Origin of the sequence: Actinosynnema sp. NPDC023587 (assembly GCF_040640215.1) — a bacterium.
GTDB lineage: Bacteria > Actinomycetota > Actinomycetes > Mycobacteriales > Pseudonocardiaceae > Actinosynnema.
The window spans coordinates 15,611-39,171 of sequence record NZ_JBFABG010000011.1 but is presented as its reverse complement, the minus strand read 5'-3'; the positions used below and the strand labels follow the sequence as shown (position 1 = coordinate 39,171).

Here is a 23,561-nt window from a genome sequence, read left to right as displayed (position 1 = left end):
CGCGCTCCCCTCTCCTTGCCGGTGGTGGATGGCGTCAGTCGTTCGAGGCGGGCGCGACCACGAGCACGTTGTCGAGGATGTACTCGGCGAGGTCGGCCATGCTCTGGTACTCGACGGCTTCCATGGCCTTGAAGCGGAAGTCGAGCTTCTCCTGGATGCGGCGCTGGAAGTCGGTGATCATCAGCGAGTCGAGGCCGATCTCCAGCAGTGCCGACGACGGGTCGAGGCTGCTCACGTCGAGCTCGTACTCGTACTCGGCGGCGAGCCTGCCCAAGGTTTCCCTCACCTCGTCGACGACCCACGCCGTCACGACGGTGAGCTGCTTGTCCCTGGTGAGCGAGCCGAGCGTGTCCACGAGCCGCACGCGGGCGTCCCCCGCCCGCCGCAACGCGCCGGGCAGCGCCGCCCCGTCGCCGGACAGCGCCGAGACGTGCCGGACTTCGGCGTCGTCCAGTGCCACCAGCACGACGCCCTCGTCGTCGACCACCCGCACGGTGGCCACGGCGACCGTGCCGGCGTCGTCGAGCCGCACGCTCGCGTGGCTCCACACCTGGGCGGGCAGCGGACCGGCCAGCGCGAGACGACCCAGCCGAGCCGGGACGTAGGCCCCGTCCAGCGCCTGCGAGGCCAGCGTGCCGACCGCCGCCGCCACCACGTGCAGCGCGCCGTCGAGCATGGTGCTGAGCCGGTGCTCGTGCTCCTCGGCGGGTGCGCCGTCGGGCACCACCGTGATCCGGCCGAGCGCCTCCCCGCTGCCCTCCTCGCCGGTCCACAGCTCGCGCACGGTGGAGAAGCCGGCACCGTACTCCAGGCCCGCTTCGCGCAGCCGGCTGTAGAAGCGGCCGGCGGCGAGGCCGGTCACCAGCCGCGTGCGCAGGTCGTCGAGCCGCACCGGCGTGCCGTCGACGGCGGCTCCGGCGGGTTCGAGCGTGCCTCGGCAGTGCTCGACCACCTCGTCCTCGCCGCCGCGCCGGCCGACGACGAACCGCGCGCCGTCCCGCGCCGCGTCCAGGGTGACCTCGACGCCCACCTTCTTCCGGGGTGCCAGCACGAGCGGGCGGACGAAGACGACGTCACGCAGCACGATCGGGCGCGGCACCCCGTCGAGCGCGGCGCGGACGGCGAGCTCCAGGTACCCGCTCGCGGGGAACACCGTCTTGCCGAGGACGCGGTGGTCGACCCACGGCGTGGTCGTGCCCAGCGTCGTGGCGAGGGCGAGCCGGGCGGTGCCGGCGGGCACCTCGGGCTCCGTGGCCACGGCCCGCTCCGGGACCTCCGCCCCGGACGGCGCGGAAGAGGTGGTCCTGGGCCCGTTCGGCGAGAACCAGTAGCGGTCCCGGCGGAACGGGTACAGCGGTGCCGTCAACCGCCGGCGCGGCGAGTCCCCGAACAGCCGGGCGGGCTCCAGCGGGACGCCCGTGACGAACAGCTCCCCCGCCGTCCGCAGCAGGTTGGCGACGTCCCGGCGATCGCGACGCAGGGTCGTGACGAACCGGGTGTCGGTGGCACCGAAGGCTCCCGCGATGACCGGCGACAGCGTCGGGTGCGGGCCGATCTCGACCAGCGCCGGGCAGTCGAACCCGACCACCGCCCGCATTCCGTCGTAGAAGCGCACCGCCTCCCGGGCCTGCCTGCTCCAGTACTCCGGACCTTCGTCACCGGTCATGGCCCGGCCGGTGAGGGTCGAGACGATCGGGATGCGGGGCCGGCCGGTGCGGAGCGTGGCGGCGAACTCCTCCAGCTCGGCGAGCACCGGCTCCATCAAGGGCGAGTGGAAGGCGTGCGAGACCTTCAGCGCCGTGGTCCGCACCCCCCGTTCCCCGGCCAGCCGGGCGATCTCGCCGACCGCGTCCACCGCACCGGACACGACCACGCTGAGCGGGCCGTTGACGCCGGAGATGACGACGTCCCCCCGGCCCGCCACCCACTCCCCCACGACGTCCTCGGCGGCGGCGACGGCGAGCATCCCGCCCTGGCGGGGCAGCGCGCCCATCAGCCTGCCGCGCACCACGCTGAACCGGGCCGCGTCCTCGAACTCCAGCAGGCCGCTGACGCACGCGGCGGCGACCTCGCCGACGCTGTGCCCGATCACCACGGCGGGCTCGACCCCCCACGACCGCAGCAGTTCCGCGAGCGCGTACTCGATCGCGAACAGCGCGGGCTGCGCGAACGTGGTGTCGTCGGGACCGGAACCGCCGAGCTCGCCGAAGAGGACGTCCGCCAGCGGCTCGCCGAGTTCGGAATCCATCACCGCGGCGCACCGGTCGATCGCCGAGGCGAACACCGGCTCGCGGTCGTACAGCTCGCGCCCCATGCCCTGGTACTGGGAACCCTGGCCGGTGAACACGAAGGCCACCTTGGCGTTCTTGCGCGCCCGCCCGTCCACGACGGAGGCGCTGCCGCGCCGGACGCCCCAGCGCCGCAGGCTCTCGGCGACGCCCGCCGCTCCGGTGCCGACCACCGCGACGCGGTGCCGCAGCAGGGCACGGCCCGCCGCAGCGGTGAAGGCCGCTTCGGCCAGGGCCGGGGAGTCGGCGGCGGACAGGAAGTCGGCCCAGCGGCCCGCGAGCTCGCCCAAGCCCTCCTCCGACTTCGCCGACAGCACGAGCAGCTCGTGCGTCCGCTCCTCGGCCTCGGGAGGCCGCGCGGGCGCTTCGCGCAGGATCACGCACGCGTTGGTGCCGCTGTAGCCGAAGGAGTTCACGCAGGCGAGCCGGGGCCGGTCGTCGCGCGGCCACGCGACCGGCGCGGTCGGGACCGCGATGTCGGCACCGCGCAGGTCGATCTTCGGGTTCCACCGCTCGAAGTGCAGGCTCGGGAAGATGGTCTCGTGGTCCAGCGACAGCGCGGCCTTGACCAGGCCGAGCAGGCCCGCGCCCGCTTCGAGGTGGCCGAAGTTGCTCTTCGCCGAGCCGACGTGCAGCGGCTGCCCGACCGGCCGGGACTCGCCGTACACCGCGACGATCGAGCTCATCTCCACCGGGTCGCCGACCGGCGTGCCGGTGCCGTGGGCGTCGAGGTAGCCGATCTGGGCCGGCCGCACGCCCGCCCGGGTCAGCGCCGTGCGCATCACCCGTTCCTGGGCCTTGCCGTCGGGGGCGGTGATGCCGATCGAGCGACCGTGGTGGTTGACCGCGGTGCCGAGGACGCTCGCGACGATCCGGTCACCGCGTTCGATCGCCGACGACTCGCGGCGCAGCAGCACCGCCACGCAGCCCTCGCTGCGCACGTAGCCGTCAGCGGAGGCGTCGAAGGCCGCGCAGCGCCCGGTCGGTGAGAGCAGGCCCCCCTTGGAGAACGCGATGTGCACGTCCGGGAACAGCAGCACGTTGATGCCGACGACGATCGCCGTGTCGCACTCGCCGCTCAGGAGGCTCTGCCGGGCGAGGTGGAGGCCGACCAGCGAACCGGAACAGGCCGTGTCCACCGTCAGGCACGGACCCCGCAGCCCGAGGAAGCTCGCCAGCCTGCCCGCGATCACGCTGATCGCGTCGCTGGTCGTGTCGTAGCCGGTGAGGCCGGCGAGGCCGTCCTCGTGCAGCTTGCGCGAGAAGTGGCTGTTGGTGTTCGACGCGCCGACGAACACGGCCGCGTCACTGCCCTTGAGCTCTTCCGGGCTCTGCCCGGCGTGCTCCAGCGCCTGCCAGACGGTCTGCAACACCAGTCGCTGCTGCGGGTCCATCCGCGCGGCCTCGGCACCGGAGATGCCGAAGAAGCCGGCGTCGAACTCGTCGACACCGCTGACGAAACCCCCGTGCCGCGCGATCGTCTTCCCCGGCCGCACGGAGTCCGGGGAGTAGAACGCCTCGACGTCCCAGCGCTCAGGGGGGATCTCGGTGACGCAGTCGCGGCCGTCCCGCAGGGCGGCCACCAGATCCGGCGCGCTGGACACCCCACCGGGCAGCGCGCAGCCGACTCCGACGACCGCGACAGGCTCGACAGTCATGAACCCCCCAATTGCAAGTTTTCGACGTGGTGCGCCGCCGGCGCACTTAGACTCCCGCAGGAAAGGGCAGCGGGAAATCCGCGGTTCCCGAATCGCAGCACAGGAAACATCGTCACCAGGACGTCAACAGATCAGGACGGACCGCAATGTTTCCCCCCGTGCAACGGATTCGCCCCAGGTCGGCCTTCCCCAAGGCCGGGGCTGATGATCCGGTGATCTTGCGATGCAGATCACTTTTCCACGAGGATGCCAGCCGTCCGACGGACTGTCAAGGAAGCCGCAGAAGTAGTAGCGAGACCGGGTGAACACGTCGATGCATTACGCATCGACCCCCCACACCCCCGGCTGGAGTGCGCTTTCCGTGACGGAAGGCGAGACCGATCCCACTGGAAGATCGATTTAGAACGTGAAGATCAGTTCGGTTTCCGACTCCGTTCAGGAGTCGGTTCCGCGAGCCGTGAACTGCCTGTCGCCGATCCCAAAGTGATCGTTTTCTTCCGCATTGATCGTCCGAGGACGAGGCCCGGTGAGGTGCCACAACTCCGCGCCGGCGCACTGATCCGCGGCGATCGCGCACGGCGCGCGCACCGTTGGCGACATCGACGCCTCCTGGCGGGATTTCTGCGCACGCGGGCCCTGCGCCCGGCGGCCCGCGACTTCGTCCACGGCGACCGTGCCGACGACTCCTTGAGATCGGTGCCGCACCCCACAGGCGCGGTGCAGACGCCCGATGGGCGCGACCAGGCGACGCACGGCATCAGTCGCCGAAGGCCGCCCGGTGGGCCGCCCCGCAGGTGGACGGGAGATCGTCCGGGACGGCGACGCTGCCGACGACCGTCGTGCGCGGCGCGAGCGGGATCGCGCGCACCCGGGTCGACCGGATCTCGGCCACCTGATCGGCGAGCAGCACCGTCCAGCCGCGCGGGTCGGAGCCGACCTCGACGATCGTGTCCTGCACGGTCCCCGCCCGGTGGCCCGGCCGCACCTGGACCCCGGCCTCCCGCAGCGCGGTGAGCACGGCCAGGTCGTGGTCCTGGGAAGCCCGGAAGGGGTCGGCGGCCAGCTCCGCCACGCCGACGACCGCACCACCGGCGGCGGGATGCCGCGCGGACACCACCGCGAACAGGGACTCGGTCCACGCCGGCAGCACCCGCACCCCCGGTGCCGAACGCACCCCGCGCGTCAGCGCCAGGTCGATCTCCCCCTGCCGCAGGGCGTCCAGGCGCGCGGGCAACGGCAGGTGGACGAGCACGACGTCGAGCGCGGCGGCCCGCTCCCGCAACGCGTCGATCCCCCGTTCCAGGCGGGCGGTGAACTGCCCGGCACCCGTCCCGATGCGCATGACACCGGCCTGCTCACGCGCCACGGCCCGGACCCGGTCGGCGGCGGCGAGCGCCTCCCGCGCCGCGTCGAGCACCCGGTGCCCGGCCGCCGTCAGCCGGACCCGCTGCGGTGAGCGGTCGAACAGCCGGACACCCAGCTCGCGCTCCAGCCGCGCGATCTGCCTGCTCACCGCCGGCTGGGCGATGTGCAGCCGGTCGGCCGCCCGGCCGAAGTGCAGCTCGTCGGCGACCGTGGCGAAGTACCGCAACGCCCGTAGTTCCACCGGCCCTCCCCTGCGATGATGCCGTCAGGTTATCGCCGCGCGTCAGCCCTGGTCCTGGCCCGCCTCGGGCCGTCGTGCTGGAGTCGGGGGCATGAACATCGACCTCGGCCTGCTCGGCGTCCACCTGCGCGCGCACGAAGCCACCCCGGAAGGTGCGTCGGAACTCGAACGAGCCGGTTACGGCACGCTCTGGCTGGACGCCTCGCCACCGGCCGACCTCGCCTTCGCGGAGCGGTTGCTCGACGCGACCACCCGAATGGCCGTCGGAACGAGCGTGGTGAACATCTGGACCGCCGACGCGGACACCGTCGCCGCCTCGTACCACCGGATCGAAGCGAGGCACCCCGGCCGGTTCCTGCTCGGTGTCGGGGTCGGGCACCGCGAGGTCGACGCCGGGTACACCTCGCCGTACGCCACGCTGGTGTCCTACTTGGACCGGCTCGCCCAGGCGGGCGTCCCGGCCGACCGCACGGTGGTGGCCGCGCTCGGGCCGAAGATGCTGCGCCTGGCCCGTGACCGCACCGCCGGGACCATTCCGTGCCTGGTGCCCCCCGAGCACACCCGGCAGGCGCGCTCGATCCTCGGTGCGGGTGCACTGCTGCTGCCCGGTCATTTCGCCCTCGTCGAGCCCGACGCCGGGCGGGCCCGTGCGATCGCCCGGTCCGGACCGGGCGGAGCCGCGCTGGGCATCACCAACTACGCGGCCAACCTCCACCGGCTCGGCTTCACCGACGACGACCTCTCCCACGGCGGTAGCGACCGCCTCATCGACGCGCTCGTCGCCCACGGCGACCCGGCCACTGTCGCGGCGCGGTTGCTGGCCCACCGGGACGCCGGCGCGGACCACGTCGGCGTCTTCCCGCTCGGCGACGACCTGATCGCGACGCTCCGCACGGTCGCCGAAGCGGTGCACGCGGCCCAAGCCGGGTGACGTGCCGCCCGGTCCGCGCGCCACTTCGCAATGGCCGGTACGACGCGACGACCCACCACCTCGATTCCGGTGGAACGGGTACTTCCCCCGGGGCACGTACGGCATCCACAAACGCGGCGTGCCGTGGTTCGCGCCGTCAGCGAGCGGAACGTGTCCGGTTCGCCCCCCGTGGTGGCCGTTGATGTCCTCCACACGAACACCCGCCGGGCGGTGAACTGGTTCTCGTTCGTCAGACGTCAATTCGGGAAGGCCATCGGGGGAACCGCGACATCTCCACAACGCCGGGCCGCTCCCGTCATCGGTGCCGATCCCGACTGACGACGAGCCGGCGCGGGATGCGTCGACGGTGCCACTGCCCGAATCACGGAGGAGAAATGGCGAAGATCGCCCCAGGAAGGGTTACGCATCAGTACGACGGTGAGCTGGTGGTGTTCCACATCGGTATGACGTTCAACCAGTGGTGGCGGCCTGATCTCTGCCTGCCGGTCTTCTTCGCCATGCCGGCGATGATGCGCGAGCTCGCCGACGACCCGGACTCGGGACTGCTCGGCTACGAGTTCCTGGTCAACCGCAAAGGGCCGTTCGCCGTGCAGTACTGGTCCTCGGTCGACAAGCTCTACGCCTACGCGTCCGCCGGGTCGCTGAGTCATCGACCGGCGTGGACGAGGTTCAACGCGATGGCGAAGGAGCACCCCGAGGCGGTCGGGGTTTGGCACGAGACCTTCATCGTCGAGCGCGCCGAGAGCATGTTCGTCGGGACGCCGGCCATGGGGCTGCCCAAGGCGACGAAGGCCGTACCCGTCGAGAAGCGCTACCACCGCGCCCGTGCGCGCTTGGCGGACGGTGCCACCACGTTGCCCGCGAGTCCGGAGGACCCGAGCCGTCCGACCGCCGAGTCGGACTGATCACGGCTGTCCTGCTCGTGCGACGGCGACGTCCCGGTGCGGGACGCGAGTCACCGCACTGGCCGTGGTCTCGCGGAGTGCGGCTACCCGCCGCCGGAGGTGCGGGCGGCAAGGGGCGTCCGGCCGGTCCAACGCCGATGGGCGCGGCGGAACTCGCGCCCATCGCTGAAGCCGACTTCGGCGGCCACCGCCAAGATCGCCAGGGTGGAGTGCCGGAGCAGCGCGGTCGCGCGTCGCTCGCGGACGCGGTCGCGGATGGCACCGAAGTGGTCGTCCGCCTCGGCGAGCCGCCGGCGCGACGTGCGCTCGCTGATGTGCATCCGCGCGGCGATCTCGGTCATGGTAAGTGGGCGCTGGAGGTGCGCGTTCAGCAGCGCCTCCACGGCGGCGACGACGCCGGGTCTGGTCCGCGCGGGGCTGATCAGGTTCCCGCACACCGCGAGAACGGGAGCAGGACGGGGTCCGGCCGGCGCTCTCGAAGGTGCAGTTCGCACTCGTCCCCGTCCAGACCTTCCGCGGTGAAGTCGGCAAGGCTGCCGGAAGCCCGGTGCACTTCGTCGACGACCCCGAACGCGTCATGGGCTCCGACCTCGATGCCGAGAGGTCGACCGGGCAGCGCCGCGACGGCTCTGCGCAGCACTGTCCTGGCTTGGTCCAAGGACACGCGGACATGGACGTCGTGGAGGAGTCCGGGATCGAGTCCCGTCCCCGAGAACCAGGCCGAGACCGACAGCCCGGCCTGACGGCCGATCGTCACGACCGCGTTCAGCAGCGTCGGGGGAATGGCCGCGGTAGAGGGTGTTGTCATCGACGAGTCGTCCGGTGGTGGCCGCCGGGGATTCAGAGCAGCCGTCGTTGTACGACATCGGCGACGATGGTGGTGACGACCTCGCCGACAGCTCCGGCAGCCGGCGGGGTGCCGTCCCGGGCGGTGAACAGCAGGTGCCCGGCCCCGATCAGGGCGAGCGCGAGCGAGTCGGTGTCGGCATCGGTCGCGATGCGGCCCATCTCGCACTCGTCGGTGAGGTAGCGGGCGATCATGGCACGGGCCTCCGCCAGGACCGGGATGCTGTGCGGCGGCCTGGTTCGGCGCAGTCGGGCGCGCAACTCGTCCCGGAAGATGATCAGGCTGACGACCGCCACGGTGACCGGGTCGAACAGGTCGATCAGCGCGCCGGTGAGGTTGTCGGCCACGCCGCCGGTCCCGGCGGACCGGCGCAGGGCGGTGGCCTGGTCCTCGATCCGGGCGACGCGGTCGTCGACGAGCTCGGCGAGGAAAGCGTCGAAATCGGCGAAACGCTTGTGCAGCACGCCCTTGGCGCAGCCCGCCTCGGTGGTGACCGCACGGCTGGTCAGCGCGCTCGGCCCGTCCCGGAGCAAGATGCGCTCGGCGGCGTCGAGCAACTGCCGACGCGCGTCACGGATCTGTGTCCCGGTCGGCATACCGCGCACTCTCCTCACCACGAACCACTGCCCGGTTGTCAAGTGGGCACATGCCCACTACGGTGGGCATGTGCCCACATTACCGCAGGAGCAAGCACTTCCGCCCCGGCCCGAGCCTCATCAGGCCAGGCAGGTCGCCGAGTCCTTCGGTGCGGACGCCAACCGCTACGACCGGGCCCGGCCCCGTTATCCCGATGCCCTGGTGGACCGGATCGTCGCCGCCAGTCCCGGGCTGGACGTCCTCGACGTCGGCTGCGGCACCGGCATCGAAGCCCGCCAGTTCCAGTCGGCCGGCTGCACGGTGCTGGGCGTCGACCCGGACGCGCGGATGGCCGAATTCGCGCGCCGCAGCGGGGTAGCGGTCGAGGTGGCGACGTTCGAGGACTGGAATCCCGCCGGCCGGGTCTTCGACGCGGTTGTCGCGGGGCAGGCGTGGCACTGGGTGGACCCGGTCGCGGGTGCGGCCAAAGCCGCGCGGGTACTGCGTCCCGGAGGGCTTCTGGCGGTGTTCGCGCACGTGTTCGAGCCTCCGTCCGGGGTGGCGGACGCCTTCGCCGTGGCCTACCGACGAGTGGTGCCCGACTCGCCGTTCACCGTACGGCCGACGACAAACGGTGTGGACCTCTACCAGGCGATGTTCGCCAAGTTCGCCGAGGGAATCCGGGAAGCGGGCGGGTTCGGCGAACCGGAGCAGTGGCGGTTCGACTGGGAGCAGTCCTACACCCGCGACGAGTGGCTGGACCTGCTGCCCACCACCGGAGGTCTCACGCGGCTCCCGCCGGACGAGCTGACCCAGGTGCTGGAGGAGGTCGGGGCCGCCCTCGACAAGATCGGGGGCGGCTTCACCATGCCGTACACCACATTGGCACTCGCCGCGACGCGAAAGCACGCCACCTGACCAGATAGAGCACATGACCTCTGAGCGACTGCGGCGCAGTCCGCTCATGCCACCGACAACGCGTTCTCCCGACGCTCGGCAGCCGGTAGTCGACCTTGGTCGAGGTACGCGCGTCAGTTGCCCGGTGTTCGACAGCTTGTTGATCTGCTGCCGTCCCGGCCGCCGTGGGAGTTTGGCGGCGGACAGTAGCCGTGTCGGCCAAGCCGCCGGTGCGATGGGCAGGTCTGATCGAACGACGAGGACGTAGACGCTTGGCCGGGCCTGGACGAGCGCGAGCCACGGCCGGTTGGACCGACTTCGCGTGAAACTCCGACAGCGACCCGGAACTCCCACTGTCACCAGACTACGCCGCACTCCCCACGATCAAGTTCGACCTCGTGAAGTACGAGACCGTGCTCCGCCGGTCGTTGCCCTGACACCGAACCCACGGCACCAAGCCCGGCACCGCAGTCTCCGGAGCAAGTCGGCCCGATCACCTCCGGTCCTTCAGACGACGCAGCTTGCGGTCGAGCTTTCCGACCCTCTTCTCCACGTCCTCCAGTCCGCTCAGGCAGAACGCCAGCAAGTGCGTCCGGTTCCGATCGGACTGCTTTTCCCAGGTCTGGAACTCCTCGGCGAGGTCCCGGAGCATCCGGCGGATTTCCCTCAGTTCGGACCGCACCTCCTTGGCGGTCTCCAGGAAGCGCTCCGCGGCTTTGCGGACCTCCCGGTCCCGGCTGGTGAGCTGCGGCGATTTCTTCAGTTCCTCCACCTGTTGCCCGGAGTCCTCGTACACCTGCCGCGTGGTGTCCCGAACGGCATCCAGCTTCGCGGGCATCTCTTTGACGATCCGGTCGACCTCGATCATGGGGAGAGACTTGGTCTGGTCGTCGACGTGGTAGGGCACGCCGAAGTTCTGGGCGATGTCCATGACCTCGTGCAGGGTGTGGTAGGCGAATTTGGTGGTGTGGTCGAAATCCACCCGCCAGAACGAGAATATACCCCAGGCGACCGCCGCGATCTCCTCCTTGCTCGCTCCGACCTCGTCAGCCATCTTGAACATCCGAGCCGCCGTGTACGACTGCCCCGCCCAGACCGGCAGACGCCTGGAGCGGGCGAGCTCGGTGGTCGGCGACTTCTCGTTCCGCGTGGAGGGGTGGCCGGCCTGTCCCCGGTCCTTGCCCGTGATGCGCGCTCCGTCCTCCCCGTAGCCCACGGTGCTCTGCTTGTCCTTGTCGTCGATCTCCTGTACCAGCTCCTTGCCCATGGTGGGCGGGGTGTGCCGGGAGTGGCCGAAGTACTCCGAGAGGTCGTGCAGGGCGATCAGCTTGTCCCGGAACGCGAAGTTATGCGGCTTCATCAGCAGCTTCCAGATGCCGCCCTCGTCGATCAGGCTGCTGCGCAGGTGGCTGCCCTTGAACTCGGGGTTCAGGGCGAAGTGGGCCAGGTACGACCCGATGGGCTTCCCGGCCTCCTCGGGGTCGTGCTTGCCGATGCCGAACTTCCCGGGGATCTTCGGCTGGGAAGAGAGATGGGCGCGCCCGGTGGTCAACTCCTCCTTCATGATGTCGAACTCCTTCGAGGACAGCTTCTTCTTTCGGACCTCGACCTTCTTGTCGCCGATTTCTTCGATCCGGCGGCGGATGCGGCGGAAGAGCACGTTCAGCATCTGCTCGACCTCGCCCTCGCTCTTGATCCGGTTCGCCAGGACCTTCTCTTCGTGGCGCTTCTCCTTCGCGTACACCCAGCCCATGAGGTTCCGCGCCAGGTCCGTGTAGTCGGCGACCCGGATGTCGTGGTTCTTCGCACCGAAATCCGGGTGCGTGCCGACCGGGTTGTCGAGCACCGGGTGCTGCCCCTGGTGCCCCACCGGGGACACGATGGCCTTCTCCAGTTGCTGCCGGATTCGGTGGCGTTCCTTGGTAAACGCCTCGCGTTCCTCCGGCGAGAATTTCCCGGCCGCCTCCTTGTAGAACTGGACGAAGACCTCCTTCACCATCTCGTCGAGCTGTTTCCGCTGCTGTGCGGGGGTGAGCTTGGCCGTTTTCTCCTGGTACCTCCGGGCCAGGTCGTCCTTGCCCACGGTGAGGGCCCGTTGCACCAAGCCGGCCGGTGGCGCGGCGGAGTCGGCCGTCCGTCCGGTGCCGTCCGCCGCGACGTCGGGAGCCGGCTGGGCCAGGCTCCTCCGGGCGTTGTCCTCGGCGGCGCGCTCGAACCGGTCGGAGGGGTCGCTGACCCGCAGCCCGGCACCGTTGTCGATGCCCGACACCGGACCCTGGCGCTGTTGGATCACGTGGGTGAGCTCATGGGCCAGGGTGTGCCGGTCCCCGCCGCCCTTGCCGATGACGATGTGATCGCCCGAGGTGAAGGCACGCGCGCCGACTCCGGCAGCCGCTTCCCGCGCCGCGGAGTCGTCGTGCACCTGCACGGACCCGAAGTCCGCACCGAGCCGCGCCTCCATCTCCTGCCGCACCGGCGGAGCCAGCGGCCGGCCCGGAGCGCGCAGCACGTTCAACGTCGTGGAAAGCGTTGTCCCGCCAGGGGGGTCGGCGTCGTGGGAATGGCTGTGCGGTCCGTCGTGCGACCGCGCCACCACGGGCTCGCCGGCGGCCGGGACGCTGCGGGCGAGCCGGTCGCCCACCATCCTGGCCACGACCTCGTTGCCGACACTGCGCTGTAGCGCCAACAACATGCCCGGTGACAGGCTCTCCGGGTACGAGGTCGTCGACGTGGCCGGGTGCGCTCCACCTGCCGGATCTGCGGTACGAAGCGGGCCGGCCCCGGTGCGATGCTTCCGCTCCGGCTCGTCATGTGTTCGCATGTTCCTCCTCGGCTCGCGATGGCGAGGTTCACACTGCGGTCGACTCGATGTTGGCTCGGCGAGTCCCGCGTCGGAGAGACCCGTGAGGGCAACGACGTGGCAGGGATGTGCCCGTAGGAGCAGCCCGCCCAATCGTGGACGGCGGCACCGGTCGGTCGGGCACGGCCGTGCGGAGGATGGCGGGCCACGTGGCCGGGTCGCCGTCGAGTTCGTCCAGGCGGTCCCGACCGTCCACGATCAGCAGGAACTCCGGATTCCGCTCATCGAGCCGGTTCTCGCCACCGGGGCCGAGGGAGATCCGCAGGGCAGGAACGCGGTTTCGTCGGTAACGGTCGACCGGGTGGAGACCGCGGGGGCGTCGCGGTACTCGTCCAAGACCGTTGCACAGGCTCGGCTGGTCCGGACGTCGAGGTGGCCGGGCAAGGCCGCTCCGATACGGGTTCGGGGCGCACTTCGCGGCCGGCCCGCAGCCCTCCGGGCACGCGACCGGTTGTCGTCGAGGCCACCGCACCGTCATCCGGCGACTGCCGAGCCGGCCGGGGAGAGCCGCACCGGCTGGTTCGCCCGCCGCTCCCTCGACTGGCTCGGGATCGCCTGGGCGGGTGCGTCGGCGACGAAAGCGGACTCCCTGGCCACCGCGCGTTGCAGGTCGTGGAGGTGGTAGCGGTGCGGGCTGGGCTGGGTGAGGACGTTCGCCAGGACGAGGCGGCCCAGGACGAGGCGCAGCACGGCGGTGTCGCCGCCGGTGATCCGGGCGGCGGTGTCCAGGTCGAACTCGCGGTCGACGGTGAAGGAGAGCCGGTGCAGCAGGTTGGCTTCGGTCGGGCGCAGCAGGCGCTGGGGGCGGCTCAACGCCGTGCGCACGCTGGCCTCGTCGTCGTCCCCGGTCTCCAGCAGGTCCAACCGGGTGTCGTCGGCCCGCAACTCCTCGACCAGGGTGGCCAGGCTGAGCCTGGGCACCCGGGAGACCTTCTCCACCGCGATGCGCAGCGCGAGGGGCAGTCCCGCGCACAGCTCCACCAGCTCGGCCACCGCCGCCGGGTCGGCGCGCGCCCGCTCGGGGCCCGCGATGGCCGCGACCAGGTCGTGGCCCTCCTCCGGCGTCAGCCGCCCGACGCTCAGCCGGTCCGCCCCGTCGCGCGCCACGAGTCCCCGTAGCTGCGACTGGCTGGTGACGAGGGTGAACCCGGCCGGGCCGGGTAACAGGGGGCGCACCTGTCCCACGTCGTGCGCGTTGTCCAGCACCACCACCATCGGCCGCCGGGCGACCGCCTCGCGGAACGCCGCGACGCGGGCCCTGGGGTCGTCCGGCACCTCGTCCTCGCCGACGCCCGCGCCCAGGAGCAGCGCGCCGAGCGCTTCGTGGGGGGTGAGCGGCGCGGACGGGTGCACGCCGCACAGGTCCACCGCCACGTGGCCGCCGGGGAACCGGCGACCGGCCCGCTGCGCCCAGTGCAGCGCCAGCGCGGTCTTGCCCATCCCGGCGGGTCCGTCGATCACCACGATCCGCGCGCCGGTGTCCTGGGCGGCGATCCGGCCGAGGGCCGTCAGGTGATCGCGCCGGCCGACGAGGCCGAGCGATCCGGCCGCCTCGCCCTCGTGCCGCCGAACGGCGGTGTCGGCGCAGTCGGCGTTGTCGGCGCTGTCGGCGGTCCCGGTGGTGGGCACGGCGGTCGGGGGTTCGTCCTGCGACAGGATTCGCTGGTGCAGCTCGCGCAGCGGCCCGGACGGCGCGACACCGAGCCGGTCGGCCAGCAGCAGCCGCACCTTCTCGTAGGCGAGCAGCGCCTCCGCGCTGCGCCCGCCGTGGTGCATCGCCTGGATCAACTTGCACCACAAGGATTCCCGCAGCGGGTGTGCGGCCAGCGCGGACTGCAACGCCACCGCCGCGGTGTCCGCCGAGTGGGTCGCGATCAACAGGTCGCTGTGCCTTTCCAGCGCCTGCAACCACTCCTCGGTCAACCCCGACGAAGCCTCCTCGACCCAGCGCGCGCACTCCAGCCCGTCCAGCGGCCTGTCCCGCCACAACCGCATCGCCGAGCCCAGGGCGGCCAGCTCCGCGCGCGGGTCGGCCAGCGTCCGCGCTTCGCGGACCAACCGGCGGAACCGGTGCACGTCCACCTCGTCCTCGGTCGCGCTCAGCCGGTAGCCGCCGGCCACCGATTCGATCACCGGCCGCCCGCCCGCGACGCGCAGCCGCGTGCGCAACCGCTTGACGTAACCCCGCAGCGTGGTCCGCGCGGAACGCGGTGAGCCGTCCTCCCACAGCAGCTCGACCAGCGCGTCCGCGCCCACCGCCTGTCCCCGGCGCAGGGCCAGCGCCGTCAGCAGCAGCCGCTGCTTGCCCCGGGGCACCGCCACCCGGCGGTCGTCGACCCACACCTGCATGTCCCCGAGCACCTTCACGAAAAGCACAGCGACTCCCGGTGGACCTCGGCGTCCGGACCGGGCCGACGCTAACGCCGCCCCGTCCTCCCCGCTGTGGGTCGTTCGTCCGACAGCGGGAATTCACTTCGGGAACCAGAAATTCCCCGCTACGTGTACTAAACGCCGGTCAGTCGATGTGGCGCGCGAGTGGTCGCGCGTGGCGCGCGGGGGTCGCGCACGGCCACGGCCGCGCCACGCCGGTGCCATGCCGCGGTGTGACTGTGGTCGGGCGGCGGTCGACACCGCCGCGAACGGTGAACGACGAGAGGAGTTGGTCCACGTGACCGACGACACGACCGTGTACGAGCCGCCCGCCTTCGTCGAGGTCGGCGACTTCGAGAAGGTCACCCTCGGCCCGCGCGGCTGGGGCTTCGAGTTCGACGTGCGCTGCCTCGTCTGGTGCGACTGACCACTCCCGGTCCGTCCACACAGGACACACCCCTTCCCCGAAACCCCAGGAGGAAAAGATGATCGAGGACGCGAGCACCTACGAGCCGCCCACCATGTCCGACGCGGGCGAGTTCGACGAGGTCACCCTCGGCGGCGGCGGCCGTGGCTACGACTACGACAAGGAGTGCTGGATCTTCTGCTGATCCGGCTCGCGGTACGGGGCCGCGCGGCGCTGAGGCGCGCGGCCCCGCCCGGCCCGGTCCCGATCGCACGTGGTGGAGGGTGACGTGGAGTTCCTGGTTCTTCCCGACAGCGCGGCGGGTGCCCGCATCGCGGAGTCGGTCGGCACGGCCTCGGGCGAACGGGTGATCGCGCACCCGTCCGGCCGGCCCTGGATCGTGGGCTCGTGGCGGCCCGACGAGGTGGTGACCGCCGCCGCCGGGACGCGCTCGCTGGTCCTGCTGGGCTACTCGGCGGCCACGGCGGCGGTCCTGCTCGCCGAGCTCGACCGGCTCTCCGGGCTGGGCGGCCTCGACGCCGTGCCCCGCCGGATCGCGGGCAGCTACCACCTGCTGGCGTCGTTCGACGGCCGGCTGCGCGCGCAGGGCACGATCTCCTCGGCGTGCCAGGTGTTCCGCACCAGGGCGGGCGGCACGACGGTCCTGGCCGACCGGCCGCAGACCCTCGCCGCGCTCGTCGACGCCGGACTGGACGAGACCCACGTCGCCCGCCACCTGATGGCACCCTCCGCGCCGTGGCCGCTCGCCGACCGCTGCGCCTGGACGGGCGTCGTGCGGGTCGAGCCCGACAGCCACGTCGTGGTGCACCCCGACGGCACGCACACCACCACCCGCTGGTGGACGCCGCCGAAGGCGGAACTGCCCCTGCGCGAAGGCGCGGAACGGGTGCGCGACGCCCTGCGGGCCGCCGTCGCCGTCCGCGCCTCCCAGCCGGGCCGCACCAGCTCCGACCTGTCCGGCGGCATGGACTCGACCAGCCTGAGCTTCCTGCTCGCCGAGCGGAACCCGGACCTGGTCACCACCCGGCTGGAGGCGGTCGACCCGGCCAACGACGACGCCCGTTGGGCCACCCGGGCCGCCGTGGACCTGCCCGGGGCCGACCACGTGGTGATCCCCCGGGGCGACGCGCCGCTGAACTTCACGGGCGCGCTGCACCCCGATCCCGACGCGGAGGGCCCCTTCGCCTGGCTGCGCACCAAGGGCGTGCTGACGCACCACGCGCGGCTGCTCGCGGACAAGGGCGTCACCCGGCACCTGACCGGGCACGGCGGTGACGAGCTGTTCTACGTCATGCCCTCGCACGACCACAGCGCGGTGCGCGCCGACCCGCTGGGCTACCTGCCCTACCTGCGGCCCAACCGCAGCCTGCGCCGGTGGAGCCTGGGGCAGGCGCTGCGCTTCCTCGCCGACCGGACCAGCTACGCGTCCTGGCTCGACGCCGCGTCCCGCACGCTCACCGCCGGGCTGGGCCACACCTCGCACCCCAGCATGGGGTGGGGCGAGCCGCCCCGGCTGCCCGCGTGGGCCACGCCGCACGCGGTCGAGGTCAACCGGGCGCTGCTGCGCGAGGCCGCCGCCGACGCGCCCGAGCCGCTCTCGCCGCTCCGCGCCCAGCACGCCACCCTCGACATGGCGCGCACCTGCGGCGACGGGTTGCGCCGCGCCACCCGCGTCACCTCCCGCCACGGCGTGAGCTGGCACGCGCCGTTCGTCGACGACCACGTCGTCGAGGCGGCCCTGTCGATCCGGCTGCGCGACCGCGCGGAGGCCAACCGCTACAAGCCGGTCCTCGCCGCCGCCATGCGCGGCTCGGTGCCCGACCACGTCCTGGGCCGCCCGACCAAGGGCGAGTTCAGCGCCGACGTCTACGCGGGCCTCGACCACCACAAGCGGGAACTGCTCGCGCGGTGCGCCGACCTCGAACTGGAGCGGCTGGGCCTGGTCGACGGCGACGCGTTCCGGCGCGCGCTGGTCACCCCGCACCCGGCGGCCCGCACGCTGATCCCCGTGATCACCACGCTGGCGTGCGAATCGTGGCTGCGGTCCGTCGCCGCCGCGCGGACCACCGCACCCGTGTCCGCCACCTCCGGAGGAGCCCGATGACCTTCACCCTGGCCCGCCACGTCAGCGTGACCGACACCGACAGCGGCATGGTGCTGCTGGACCAGAAGTCGGGGCGCTACTGGCAGCTCAACGGAACGGCGGCGGCCGTGGTGCGCGGCCTGGTCGAGCGCACGCGGCCCGAGGACGTGGTCCGGGCGCTGAGCCTGGCGCACCCGGAGCAGGCGGGGCGGGTGGCGTCCGACGTGGCGGCGTTCCTCGGCTCGCTGCGCGAGGCGAAGCTGGTGACCTCGTGAGCATGCCGATCACGCTCGAATCCGCCGGCCGGGTGCGGTGGCCGCTCCGGGTCGCGGCGCTCGTGGCCGTCGGCGTCGCCCGGGGGCTGACCCGGTTGTCCCCGTGGCGGTTGCGGCGCATCCTGGAGGTCGTGCGGCGCGGTGCGCGACCGGCCACCACCGGCCGCGCGCTCGCCTCCCGCAGCGCCGTGGTCTCGGTCAGCACCCGCTGCGCGGGCCAGCAGTGCCTGCAACGGGCCGTCGCCACCGCGCTGCTGTGCCGGATGACCGGCAGTTGGCCGGACTGGCGCACGGGGGTGCGCACCGAGCCGTTCCGCGCGCACGCTTGGGTCGAGGTCGACGGGAAGCCCGTCGGCGAGAACGAGGACATCGCGCTGTACCGGGTCGTGTTCTCCGTGCCGGCGTCGGTGTGAAGGAGGAGCGGTGGACGCGCGTTTCGGTGTTCTGCTGAGTTCACGGCGCGACGGCGGGCAGTCCGACGCCGACGTGCTCGACCGCACGGTGTCGCTGGCCCGCCAGGCCGACGCCCTCGGCCTGGACGACGTCTGGGTCACCGAGCACCACTTCCTCGACCAGGTGGTCGCGCCGTCCGCGCTCGCGCTGGCGGCTTACCTGCTGGGCGCGACGCGACGGGTGAACGTCGGCACGGCGGTCACGCTGCTGCCGCTGCACTCGCCCACGCACGTCGCGGAGCAGGCCGCGCTGCTCGACCACGTCTCCGGGGGCCGCTTCACCCTCGGCGTCGGCCGGGGCCAGCCGCTGGCCGAGTACGAGGTGATCGGGCGGGGCGTCGACCGCTGGCGCACCGGTCTGACCGGGGCCGTCGAGGAGCTGCTGACGGCGCTGCGCGGCGGGCCCGTCGCGGAGGACCTGGTGATCACGCCCGGCCCGCGCACGGCGGGCGGACCGGGCGTCCACGTCGCCGCCAACTCGGAGGAGTCGGTCCACCTGGCGGCGGCCCACGGCCTGCCGATGCTGCTGTACTTCGACAAGGACACGACCGCGAAGAGCGAGATGATCGCCGAGTACCGCCGGGTGGGCGGGCCGGTGGACGCCGACCACGCCTTCGCCGTCTTCCTGGCCGTCACCGAGTCCGAGGCCGAGGCCCGAGCGCTGATGCGGGACCGCGCCCGCACGGTGGTGGGTGCCGTCAACCGGTCGCGCCACCTGGTGCCGGTGTCCCGCACGCCGCCCACCGGTGCCGCGCTGGAGGCGGTGCTGGACACCGTCACCGACCGGTTGTCGAGCGCGCACCCGGTCGGCACCCTCGACGTCTGCGTCGAACGCCTCGCCGGGGAGATCGCCGCCTCCGGCTGCACCCGGGTCCTGTGCCAGGTGGAGTCGCCCGGGAACACCGCCGACGCGGAGCGCCAGTTGCGGCTGCTGGCCGAGGCCGTCATCCCCCGCGTCCGCGCCGCCCTCGCCACCGCGCACGACCGGCCGGCACCCGCCCTGCGCTGACCCGACCGCTGTGACACCACCCCGAGGAAGGACGGCACATGCGGTTCGACGGGCGGTTGCTGCTCACCGCCGGCAAGGCGAGCGGGTGGTACGGCGTGGGGATCGCGGTGGCCGCCGTGGTCGAGGCCGGGGCGGCGCTGACGCTGCCCGCGGCGGTGGCGCGGGCCGTGGACGGGGTGATCGCGGGCGCGCCGGTGTCGGTGTGGCCCATCGTCGTGGCGCTGGCGCTCGTCACGGTCGCCGAGGCGGCGGCCGTCGTGTTCGAGCGGCGGGCCGAGGCGCGGGGCGCGTGGCGGCTGCGGCGGACGGTGCTGCGGCACCTCCTCGCGCTCGACGTCGCGGCGACGCGGCGGTGGACCACCGGGGAGCTGCTCGGCCGCGTCCTCCAGTCGACCACCGCCGCCGCGTCCGTCACCAGCGCCGCGATCGGGCTCGTGGTCTCCCTGCTCACCTCGCTCGGCGGCGTGGTCGCCCTCGTGGTGGTGGACGTCTGGCTCGGGGTGGCCGTGCTCGCCGCCGCACCGGTGGTGCTGTGGCTGTTCCGCTGGCTCACCCGGCAGGTCAGCGCCAACACCGGTGACTACCAGGACGCCTTCGCCGACCTGGTCACCCGCTTCGGCGACGCCGTGAGCGGTGCCCGGACCATCCGGGCGAACGGGACGCTGGACCGCGAGACCGCGCGCGTGCTCGACGTCGTCCCGAGGCTGAGCGCGGCCGGCACGCGGTTCTGGCGCATCCAGCGGACGGCCGTGTGGCGCTCCGGCCTGGTCATGCCCACGTTGCAGGTCGCGGTGCTGGCCGTCGCGTGCGCGCGGCTGGTGGCCGGCCACCTCAGCGTCGGCGAACTGCTCGCCGTGCAGGCGTACTTCGGTTACGCGACAGGTCTTTTCCGGCAGAACGTCCTGCTGAGCAGGGTCGCCCGCGCGCACGGCTCGGCCGAGCGGGTGGCCGAGGTCCTGGCGGAACCGCTGCCGCCGTCCGGGAGCGCGTCCCTGCCGGCGGGCGGCGGTGCGGTGGAGTTGACCGACGTCGGCGTCGTTCGCGGCGGGCGGGTCCTGCTCGACCGGATCACCCTGCGGGTCCGCGCCGGGCAGACGGTGGCGATCGTCGGCGGCACGGGGTCCGGCAAGTCGACCCTCGCCGAGGTCGCGGGCGGGCTCAGCCACCCGGACACCGGGCGCGTGCTGCTCGACGGCGCGGACCTCGCCGCGCTGCGGGTGTCGGAGCTGCGGGCGGCGGTCACCTACGCGTTCGAGCGGCCCGCCCTGCTCGGTGCGACCGTCGCCGACGCGATCGGCTACTCGGACCGGCCGGCCTCCTCCGCGCGCGTCACCGCCGCGCTGCGCGCCGCCGTGGCCGAGGACTTCGTGCGCCGGCTGCCGCTCGGGGCCGACACCCCGCTCGGCGACCTGCGGCTGTCCGGCGGTGAACTGCAACGCCTGGGCCTGGCGCGGGCGCTGTGGCGCGATGCCCGCCTGGTCGTCCTGGACGACGCCACGTCCAATGTGGACGTGGTGACCGAGGAGCGGATCACCACCGCGCTCGGCGCGGCGATGCGCACGAGGACGCGGCTCGTGGTCGCCCACCGGATCGCCACCGCCCGCGCCGCCGACCTCGTGATCTGGCTGGAGGGCGGGCGGGTCCGCGCCACCGCACCGCACGCCGACCTCGCCGTCGACCCCGACTACCTGGCGGTGTTCACCGCGCCCGACCTCGCCGCGCCCGACCTCGCCGAGCCCGAACCCGCCGAGCCCGAGCCCGCCGGCTTCGACCGCGTCCGGAGCGTGTGACGTGGCGGGCTCGCACCTGCTGCGCCCGGTGGTGGTCCGGCACCGGGCGGCACTGCTCGGTGTCGTGGGCTGGTCGTCGGTGGCGGCGTTGCCCGCCTTGTCCTCGGGCCGGTTGATCGCGCTCGCGCTCGACGACGGGTTCCTCGCCGGGCGCGTGCCCCTCGGGTTCGCCCTGCTCGCGGTCTACGCCGCCACGCTGGTGTTCGGCGCGTTCGCGGTGCGCCAGGCGATGCGCCCCATGGGCGAGTTCACCGAGGCGGCGCGTGACCACCTGGTGCGGACCGTCGTGCGCGGCGGGCTGGGCGAGGCGGTCGCGGGCGGCCGGGGCGGGTCCGGGGTCCAGGCGCGGCTCGTCGGCCAGGTGGAGACGGCCCGGCAGATCGTGTCGAACCTGGTCATGTCGGTCACCTCAGCCGGGTTGATGGTGCTCGCCGCCGCCGTCGGGTTGATCGCGCTGGCCCCGGTCGCGCTCGTGGCCCTGGTGCCGCTCGCCCTGGTCGCCGGGGCGGCGCTGGCCGTGCTCACCCGGTTCTGGCGTCGCCGCTACCGGACCGCGCTCGCCCGGGAAGAGGCGCTGACGGGCGAGGTCGACGCCGTGCTGCGCGGTGTGCGCGACGTGGCCGCGTGCGCCGCCGCCGGCCGGGCCACCGCCGACCTGGACCGCGTGCTGGAGGGGTACGCGACGGCGGTCGGGCGGGCGGCGGACCTCGGCGGGGCGCGGATCGCGGTGATCGGGCTGGCCGCCCGCCTGCCGCTGCTGTTGCTGCTGCTGCTCGCCCCGGGCCTGCTCGCCGGCGGCACGCTCACCCCGGGCGAACTCGTCGGTGCGGTCGTCTACGTCGTCTCCGGCCTCGAACCCGCCTGGCGGGCGGTCGCGGAGATCCTGGGCAACCAGGGCGTCGAACTGGGCACCGTGCTCGCGCGGCTGGCCCGGCACTCGACGGTCCCGCCGCCGCCCGCGCCGGGCGTCCGGCCCCCCGCGCGCGGCGCGTTGGCGTTGCGCGCGGCGACCTTCCGCTACGGCGAGCACTCCGACCCGGTCCTCGACCGCGCCGACCTGGTGATCGAGGACGGGGAGTGGGTCGTGGTGCTCGGGCCGAGCGGTATCGGCAAGTCGACGCTCGCGACCGTCCTGACCGGGCTGGAACGGCCCGAGTCCGGCTCGGTGGAGTTCGCCGGGCTCGACGTGTCCCGCTACCAGGCGGCGGAACTGCGCCACCGCATGGCGTTGATCCCGCAGGAGGCGTACGTGTTCTCCGGCACCGTCCGGGAGAACCTGGTGCCGCTGGCCCCGGACGCCGACGACGCCACGATCGACGCCACGATCCGCGCGGTGGGGCTGGAGGAGTTGGTGGCCCGCCACGGCGGGCTCGACGGACCGGTCGTCCCGCAGACGCTCTCGGCGGGCGAACGCCAGCTCATCGCACTCGGCCGGGTCCACCTCTCCCCCGCCCGCGTCGTCGTCCTGGACGAGGCGACCTGCCACCTCGACCCCGCCGCCGAGGCCCGCGCCGAAAACGCTTTCCACCGCCGTGGTGGCACCCTGGTGGTCATCGCCCACCGCGCCACCTCGGCGGCCCGCGCCCACCGCGTCCTCGTGCTCGACGAAACCGGCCTGCACGACCACGCCACGACGTCCGGTCGAAGTCTGCGGTGAACTCGACGATCACCTTCTTCGGTGCCCGGGGCCGCTGTCGACCAGCGGCCTGACCCTGGAGCCGCAGTCCGGTCACGATGAGCCGTACCGGGAGTCGCTGTGAGCTGCGACCATGTCCAGCACAACTCCAAGGAGGAGTGCACCGGATGACTGTCGTTCCCCCCGCGAACATCGCGGAGCACATGACCACCGAGCTGGACGGGCGCTCGTCGTCCGTGTTCTTCGTCCTCTCCGGCCCCGGCGGGACCGGGAAGAGCACGTTGATCCGGAAGTGGCTCAAGGCCGACCCCGACATCGGGTACGTCAAGAACGTCACGACCCGCAACCGCCGCCCACCCGACCCGACCTCGGGGGTCGACGACGACGACTTCTTCGACTTCGTCTCGCGCGCGCGGTTCCGGGAACTCGTGGAGACCGACCGGCTCGCACAGTGGGTCAACCCCCAGGAGGGCTACTACAGCGGCACTCCACGCCAACCGCTCCTTGACGCCATCGAACAACGCCGCGACCTGGTGTTCGACTACACACCACAGCTCTACCTGAACCTCCAACGCGCATTCCCCGACCAGGTCGTCGGCGTGTTCGTCGCACCACCCTCGATGGACGTGCTGCGCGACCGGCTGGCAGGCCGCTCCTCCGAGCACGCCGACAAGCTCCAGTTGAAATTCGCCATGGGCGTGCAGGACCTGTCCTATGTGGACCTGCACCACTACCACGTGACCAACCACGACCTGGACGAAACCCTGGAAACACTGCGCAGCATCCTGCGCGCGGAAAAACAGCGACTGGACCGGCTGCCCGAACTGCGCGCACTGTACGAATCGCTGAAGGACCGCCGCCAGATGCTCTTCTACTACGACCCCGCCGGGAGCCGAATTGCCGACATCTGACCACACCGGCGGGCAGACCTGCGACTGGGCCGAAGTTGAC

General features: G+C 72.6%; 20 protein-coding genes. 12 read left to right on the top strand and 8 right to left on the bottom strand.

Annotated elements, in window-relative coordinates; translation table 11 throughout:
* Window positions 1–34: 34 nt before the first annotated feature.
* From AB0G01_RS25670 to AB0G01_RS25660, 3 genes are all read right to left on the bottom strand, one after another.
* On the bottom strand, window positions 35–3,946 hold the full coding sequence (locus AB0G01_RS25670; RefSeq protein ID WP_360949844.1) for a beta-ketoacyl synthase N-terminal-like domain-containing protein: 3,912 nt from the start codon (window positions 3,944–3,946) through the stop codon (window positions 35–37).
* Between the two features lie 435 nt (window positions 3,947–4,381).
* The gene (locus AB0G01_RS25665; RefSeq protein WP_360949841.1) at window positions 4,382–4,612 is read right to left on the bottom strand and encodes a hypothetical protein; all 231 of its coding nucleotides are present in this window, start codon (window positions 4,610–4,612) and stop codon (window positions 4,382–4,384) included.
* Window positions 4,613–4,703: 91 nt separating this feature from the next.
* Window positions 4,704–5,552, bottom strand: a complete 849-nt coding sequence (locus AB0G01_RS25660; protein ID WP_360949838.1) for a LysR family transcriptional regulator — start codon at window positions 5,550–5,552, stop codon at window positions 4,704–4,706.
* Window positions 5,553–5,643: 91 nt separating this feature from the next.
* Between AB0G01_RS25660 and AB0G01_RS25655 the strand changes: the two genes are divergently transcribed.
* Window positions 5,644–6,483: a TIGR03620 family F420-dependent LLM class oxidoreductase gene (locus AB0G01_RS25655; protein WP_360949835.1), complete on the top strand. Its 840-nt coding sequence runs from the start codon at window positions 5,644–5,646 to the stop codon at window positions 6,481–6,483.
* A 374-nt stretch (window positions 6,484–6,857) separates the two neighbouring features.
* Window positions 6,858–7,388: a DUF4188 domain-containing protein gene (locus tag AB0G01_RS25650; protein ID WP_360949832.1), complete on the top strand. Its 531-nt coding sequence runs from the start codon at window positions 6,858–6,860 to the stop codon at window positions 7,386–7,388.
* An 83-nt stretch (window positions 7,389–7,471) separates the two neighbouring features.
* Here AB0G01_RS25650 and AB0G01_RS25645 read toward each other — a convergent pair whose 3' ends face one another.
* From AB0G01_RS25645 to AB0G01_RS25635, 3 genes are read right to left on the bottom strand one after another with little or no spacing between them, the layout of a single operon-like run.
* Window positions 7,472–7,825, bottom strand: coding sequence for a helix-turn-helix domain-containing protein (locus AB0G01_RS25645; protein WP_360949829.1), 354 nt, complete (start codon window positions 7,823–7,825; stop codon window positions 7,472–7,474).
* Window positions 7,810–8,196, bottom strand: a complete 387-nt coding sequence (locus AB0G01_RS25640; protein ID WP_360949826.1) for an AraC family transcriptional regulator ligand-binding domain-containing protein — start codon at window positions 8,194–8,196, stop codon at window positions 7,810–7,812. The genes AB0G01_RS25645 and AB0G01_RS25640 overlap by 16 nt, the downstream gene beginning before the upstream one ends.
* 32 nt (window positions 8,197–8,228) lie before the next feature.
* Window positions 8,229–8,831, bottom strand: a complete 603-nt coding sequence (locus AB0G01_RS25635; RefSeq protein WP_360949823.1) for a TetR/AcrR family transcriptional regulator — start codon at window positions 8,829–8,831, stop codon at window positions 8,229–8,231.
* A 70-nt stretch (window positions 8,832–8,901) separates the two neighbouring features.
* On the opposite strand from AB0G01_RS25635, the gene AB0G01_RS25630 reads away from it, so the two are divergent.
* Entirely contained in the window at window positions 8,902–9,729 is an 828-nt protein-coding gene (locus tag AB0G01_RS25630; protein WP_360949820.1) for a class I SAM-dependent methyltransferase, read from the top strand.
* Between the two features lie 472 nt (window positions 9,730–10,201).
* Here the strand turns inward: AB0G01_RS25630 and AB0G01_RS25625 are convergent, their stop codons facing one another.
* Window positions 10,202–12,400, bottom strand: coding sequence for a DUF4157 domain-containing protein (locus AB0G01_RS25625; protein WP_360949817.1), 2,199 nt, complete (start codon window positions 12,398–12,400; stop codon window positions 10,202–10,204).
* 642 nt (window positions 12,401–13,042) lie between these two features.
* Window positions 13,043–14,944 (bottom strand): BTAD domain-containing putative transcriptional regulator, encoded by a 1,902-nt coding sequence (locus tag AB0G01_RS25620; RefSeq protein ID WP_360949814.1) that lies wholly within the window; start codon window positions 14,942–14,944, stop codon window positions 13,043–13,045.
* Between the two features lie 292 nt (window positions 14,945–15,236).
* Between AB0G01_RS25620 and AB0G01_RS25615 the strand changes: the two genes are divergently transcribed.
* From AB0G01_RS25615 to AB0G01_RS25575, 9 genes are all read left to right on the top strand, one after another.
* A complete protein-coding gene (locus tag AB0G01_RS25615; protein ID WP_360949811.1) occupies window positions 15,237–15,365 on the top strand; it encodes a lasso RiPP family leader peptide-containing protein in 129 nt (42 codons plus the stop codon).
* A gap of 58 nt (window positions 15,366–15,423) precedes the next feature.
* Window positions 15,424–15,549 carry a lasso RiPP family leader peptide-containing protein gene (locus AB0G01_RS25610; protein ID WP_360949808.1) on the top strand — a complete coding sequence of 42 codons (126 nt, stop codon included), beginning with the start codon at window positions 15,424–15,426 and terminating at the stop codon, window positions 15,547–15,549.
* 84 nt (window positions 15,550–15,633) lie between these two features.
* Window positions 15,634–17,469 carry an asparagine synthase-related protein gene (locus AB0G01_RS25605; RefSeq protein ID WP_360949805.1) on the top strand — a complete coding sequence of 612 codons (1,836 nt, stop codon included), beginning with the start codon at window positions 15,634–15,636 and terminating at the stop codon, window positions 17,467–17,469.
* The gene (locus AB0G01_RS25600) at window positions 17,466–17,723 is read left to right on the top strand and encodes a lasso peptide biosynthesis PqqD family chaperone (RefSeq protein ID WP_360949802.1); all 258 of its coding nucleotides are present in this window, start codon (window positions 17,466–17,468) and stop codon (window positions 17,721–17,723) included. The genes AB0G01_RS25605 and AB0G01_RS25600 overlap by 4 nt, the downstream gene beginning before the upstream one ends.
* 2 nt (window positions 17,724–17,725) lie before the next feature.
* Window positions 17,726–18,136 carry a lasso peptide biosynthesis B2 protein gene (locus AB0G01_RS25595; RefSeq protein ID WP_360950423.1) on the top strand — a complete coding sequence of 137 codons (411 nt, stop codon included), beginning with the start codon at window positions 17,726–17,728 and terminating at the stop codon, window positions 18,134–18,136.
* A 10-nt stretch (window positions 18,137–18,146) separates the two neighbouring features.
* Window positions 18,147–19,184: an LLM class flavin-dependent oxidoreductase gene (locus AB0G01_RS25590; RefSeq protein WP_360949799.1), complete on the top strand. Its 1,038-nt coding sequence runs from the start codon at window positions 18,147–18,149 to the stop codon at window positions 19,182–19,184.
* Window positions 19,185–19,222: 38 nt separating this feature from the next.
* The gene (locus AB0G01_RS25585) at window positions 19,223–20,974 is read left to right on the top strand and encodes an ABC transporter ATP-binding protein (protein ID WP_360949796.1); all 1,752 of its coding nucleotides are present in this window, start codon (window positions 19,223–19,225) and stop codon (window positions 20,972–20,974) included.
* A gap of 1 nt (window position 20,975) precedes the next feature.
* A complete protein-coding gene (locus AB0G01_RS25580) occupies window positions 20,976–22,631 on the top strand; it encodes an ABC transporter ATP-binding protein (RefSeq protein WP_360949793.1) in 1,656 nt (551 codons plus the stop codon).
* A 146-nt stretch (window positions 22,632–22,777) separates the two neighbouring features.
* On the top strand, window positions 22,778–23,521 hold the full coding sequence (locus tag AB0G01_RS25575; RefSeq protein WP_360949790.1) for a hypothetical protein: 744 nt from the start codon (window positions 22,778–22,780) through the stop codon (window positions 23,519–23,521).
* The last annotated feature ends 40 nt before the right edge of the window (window positions 23,522–23,561 follow it).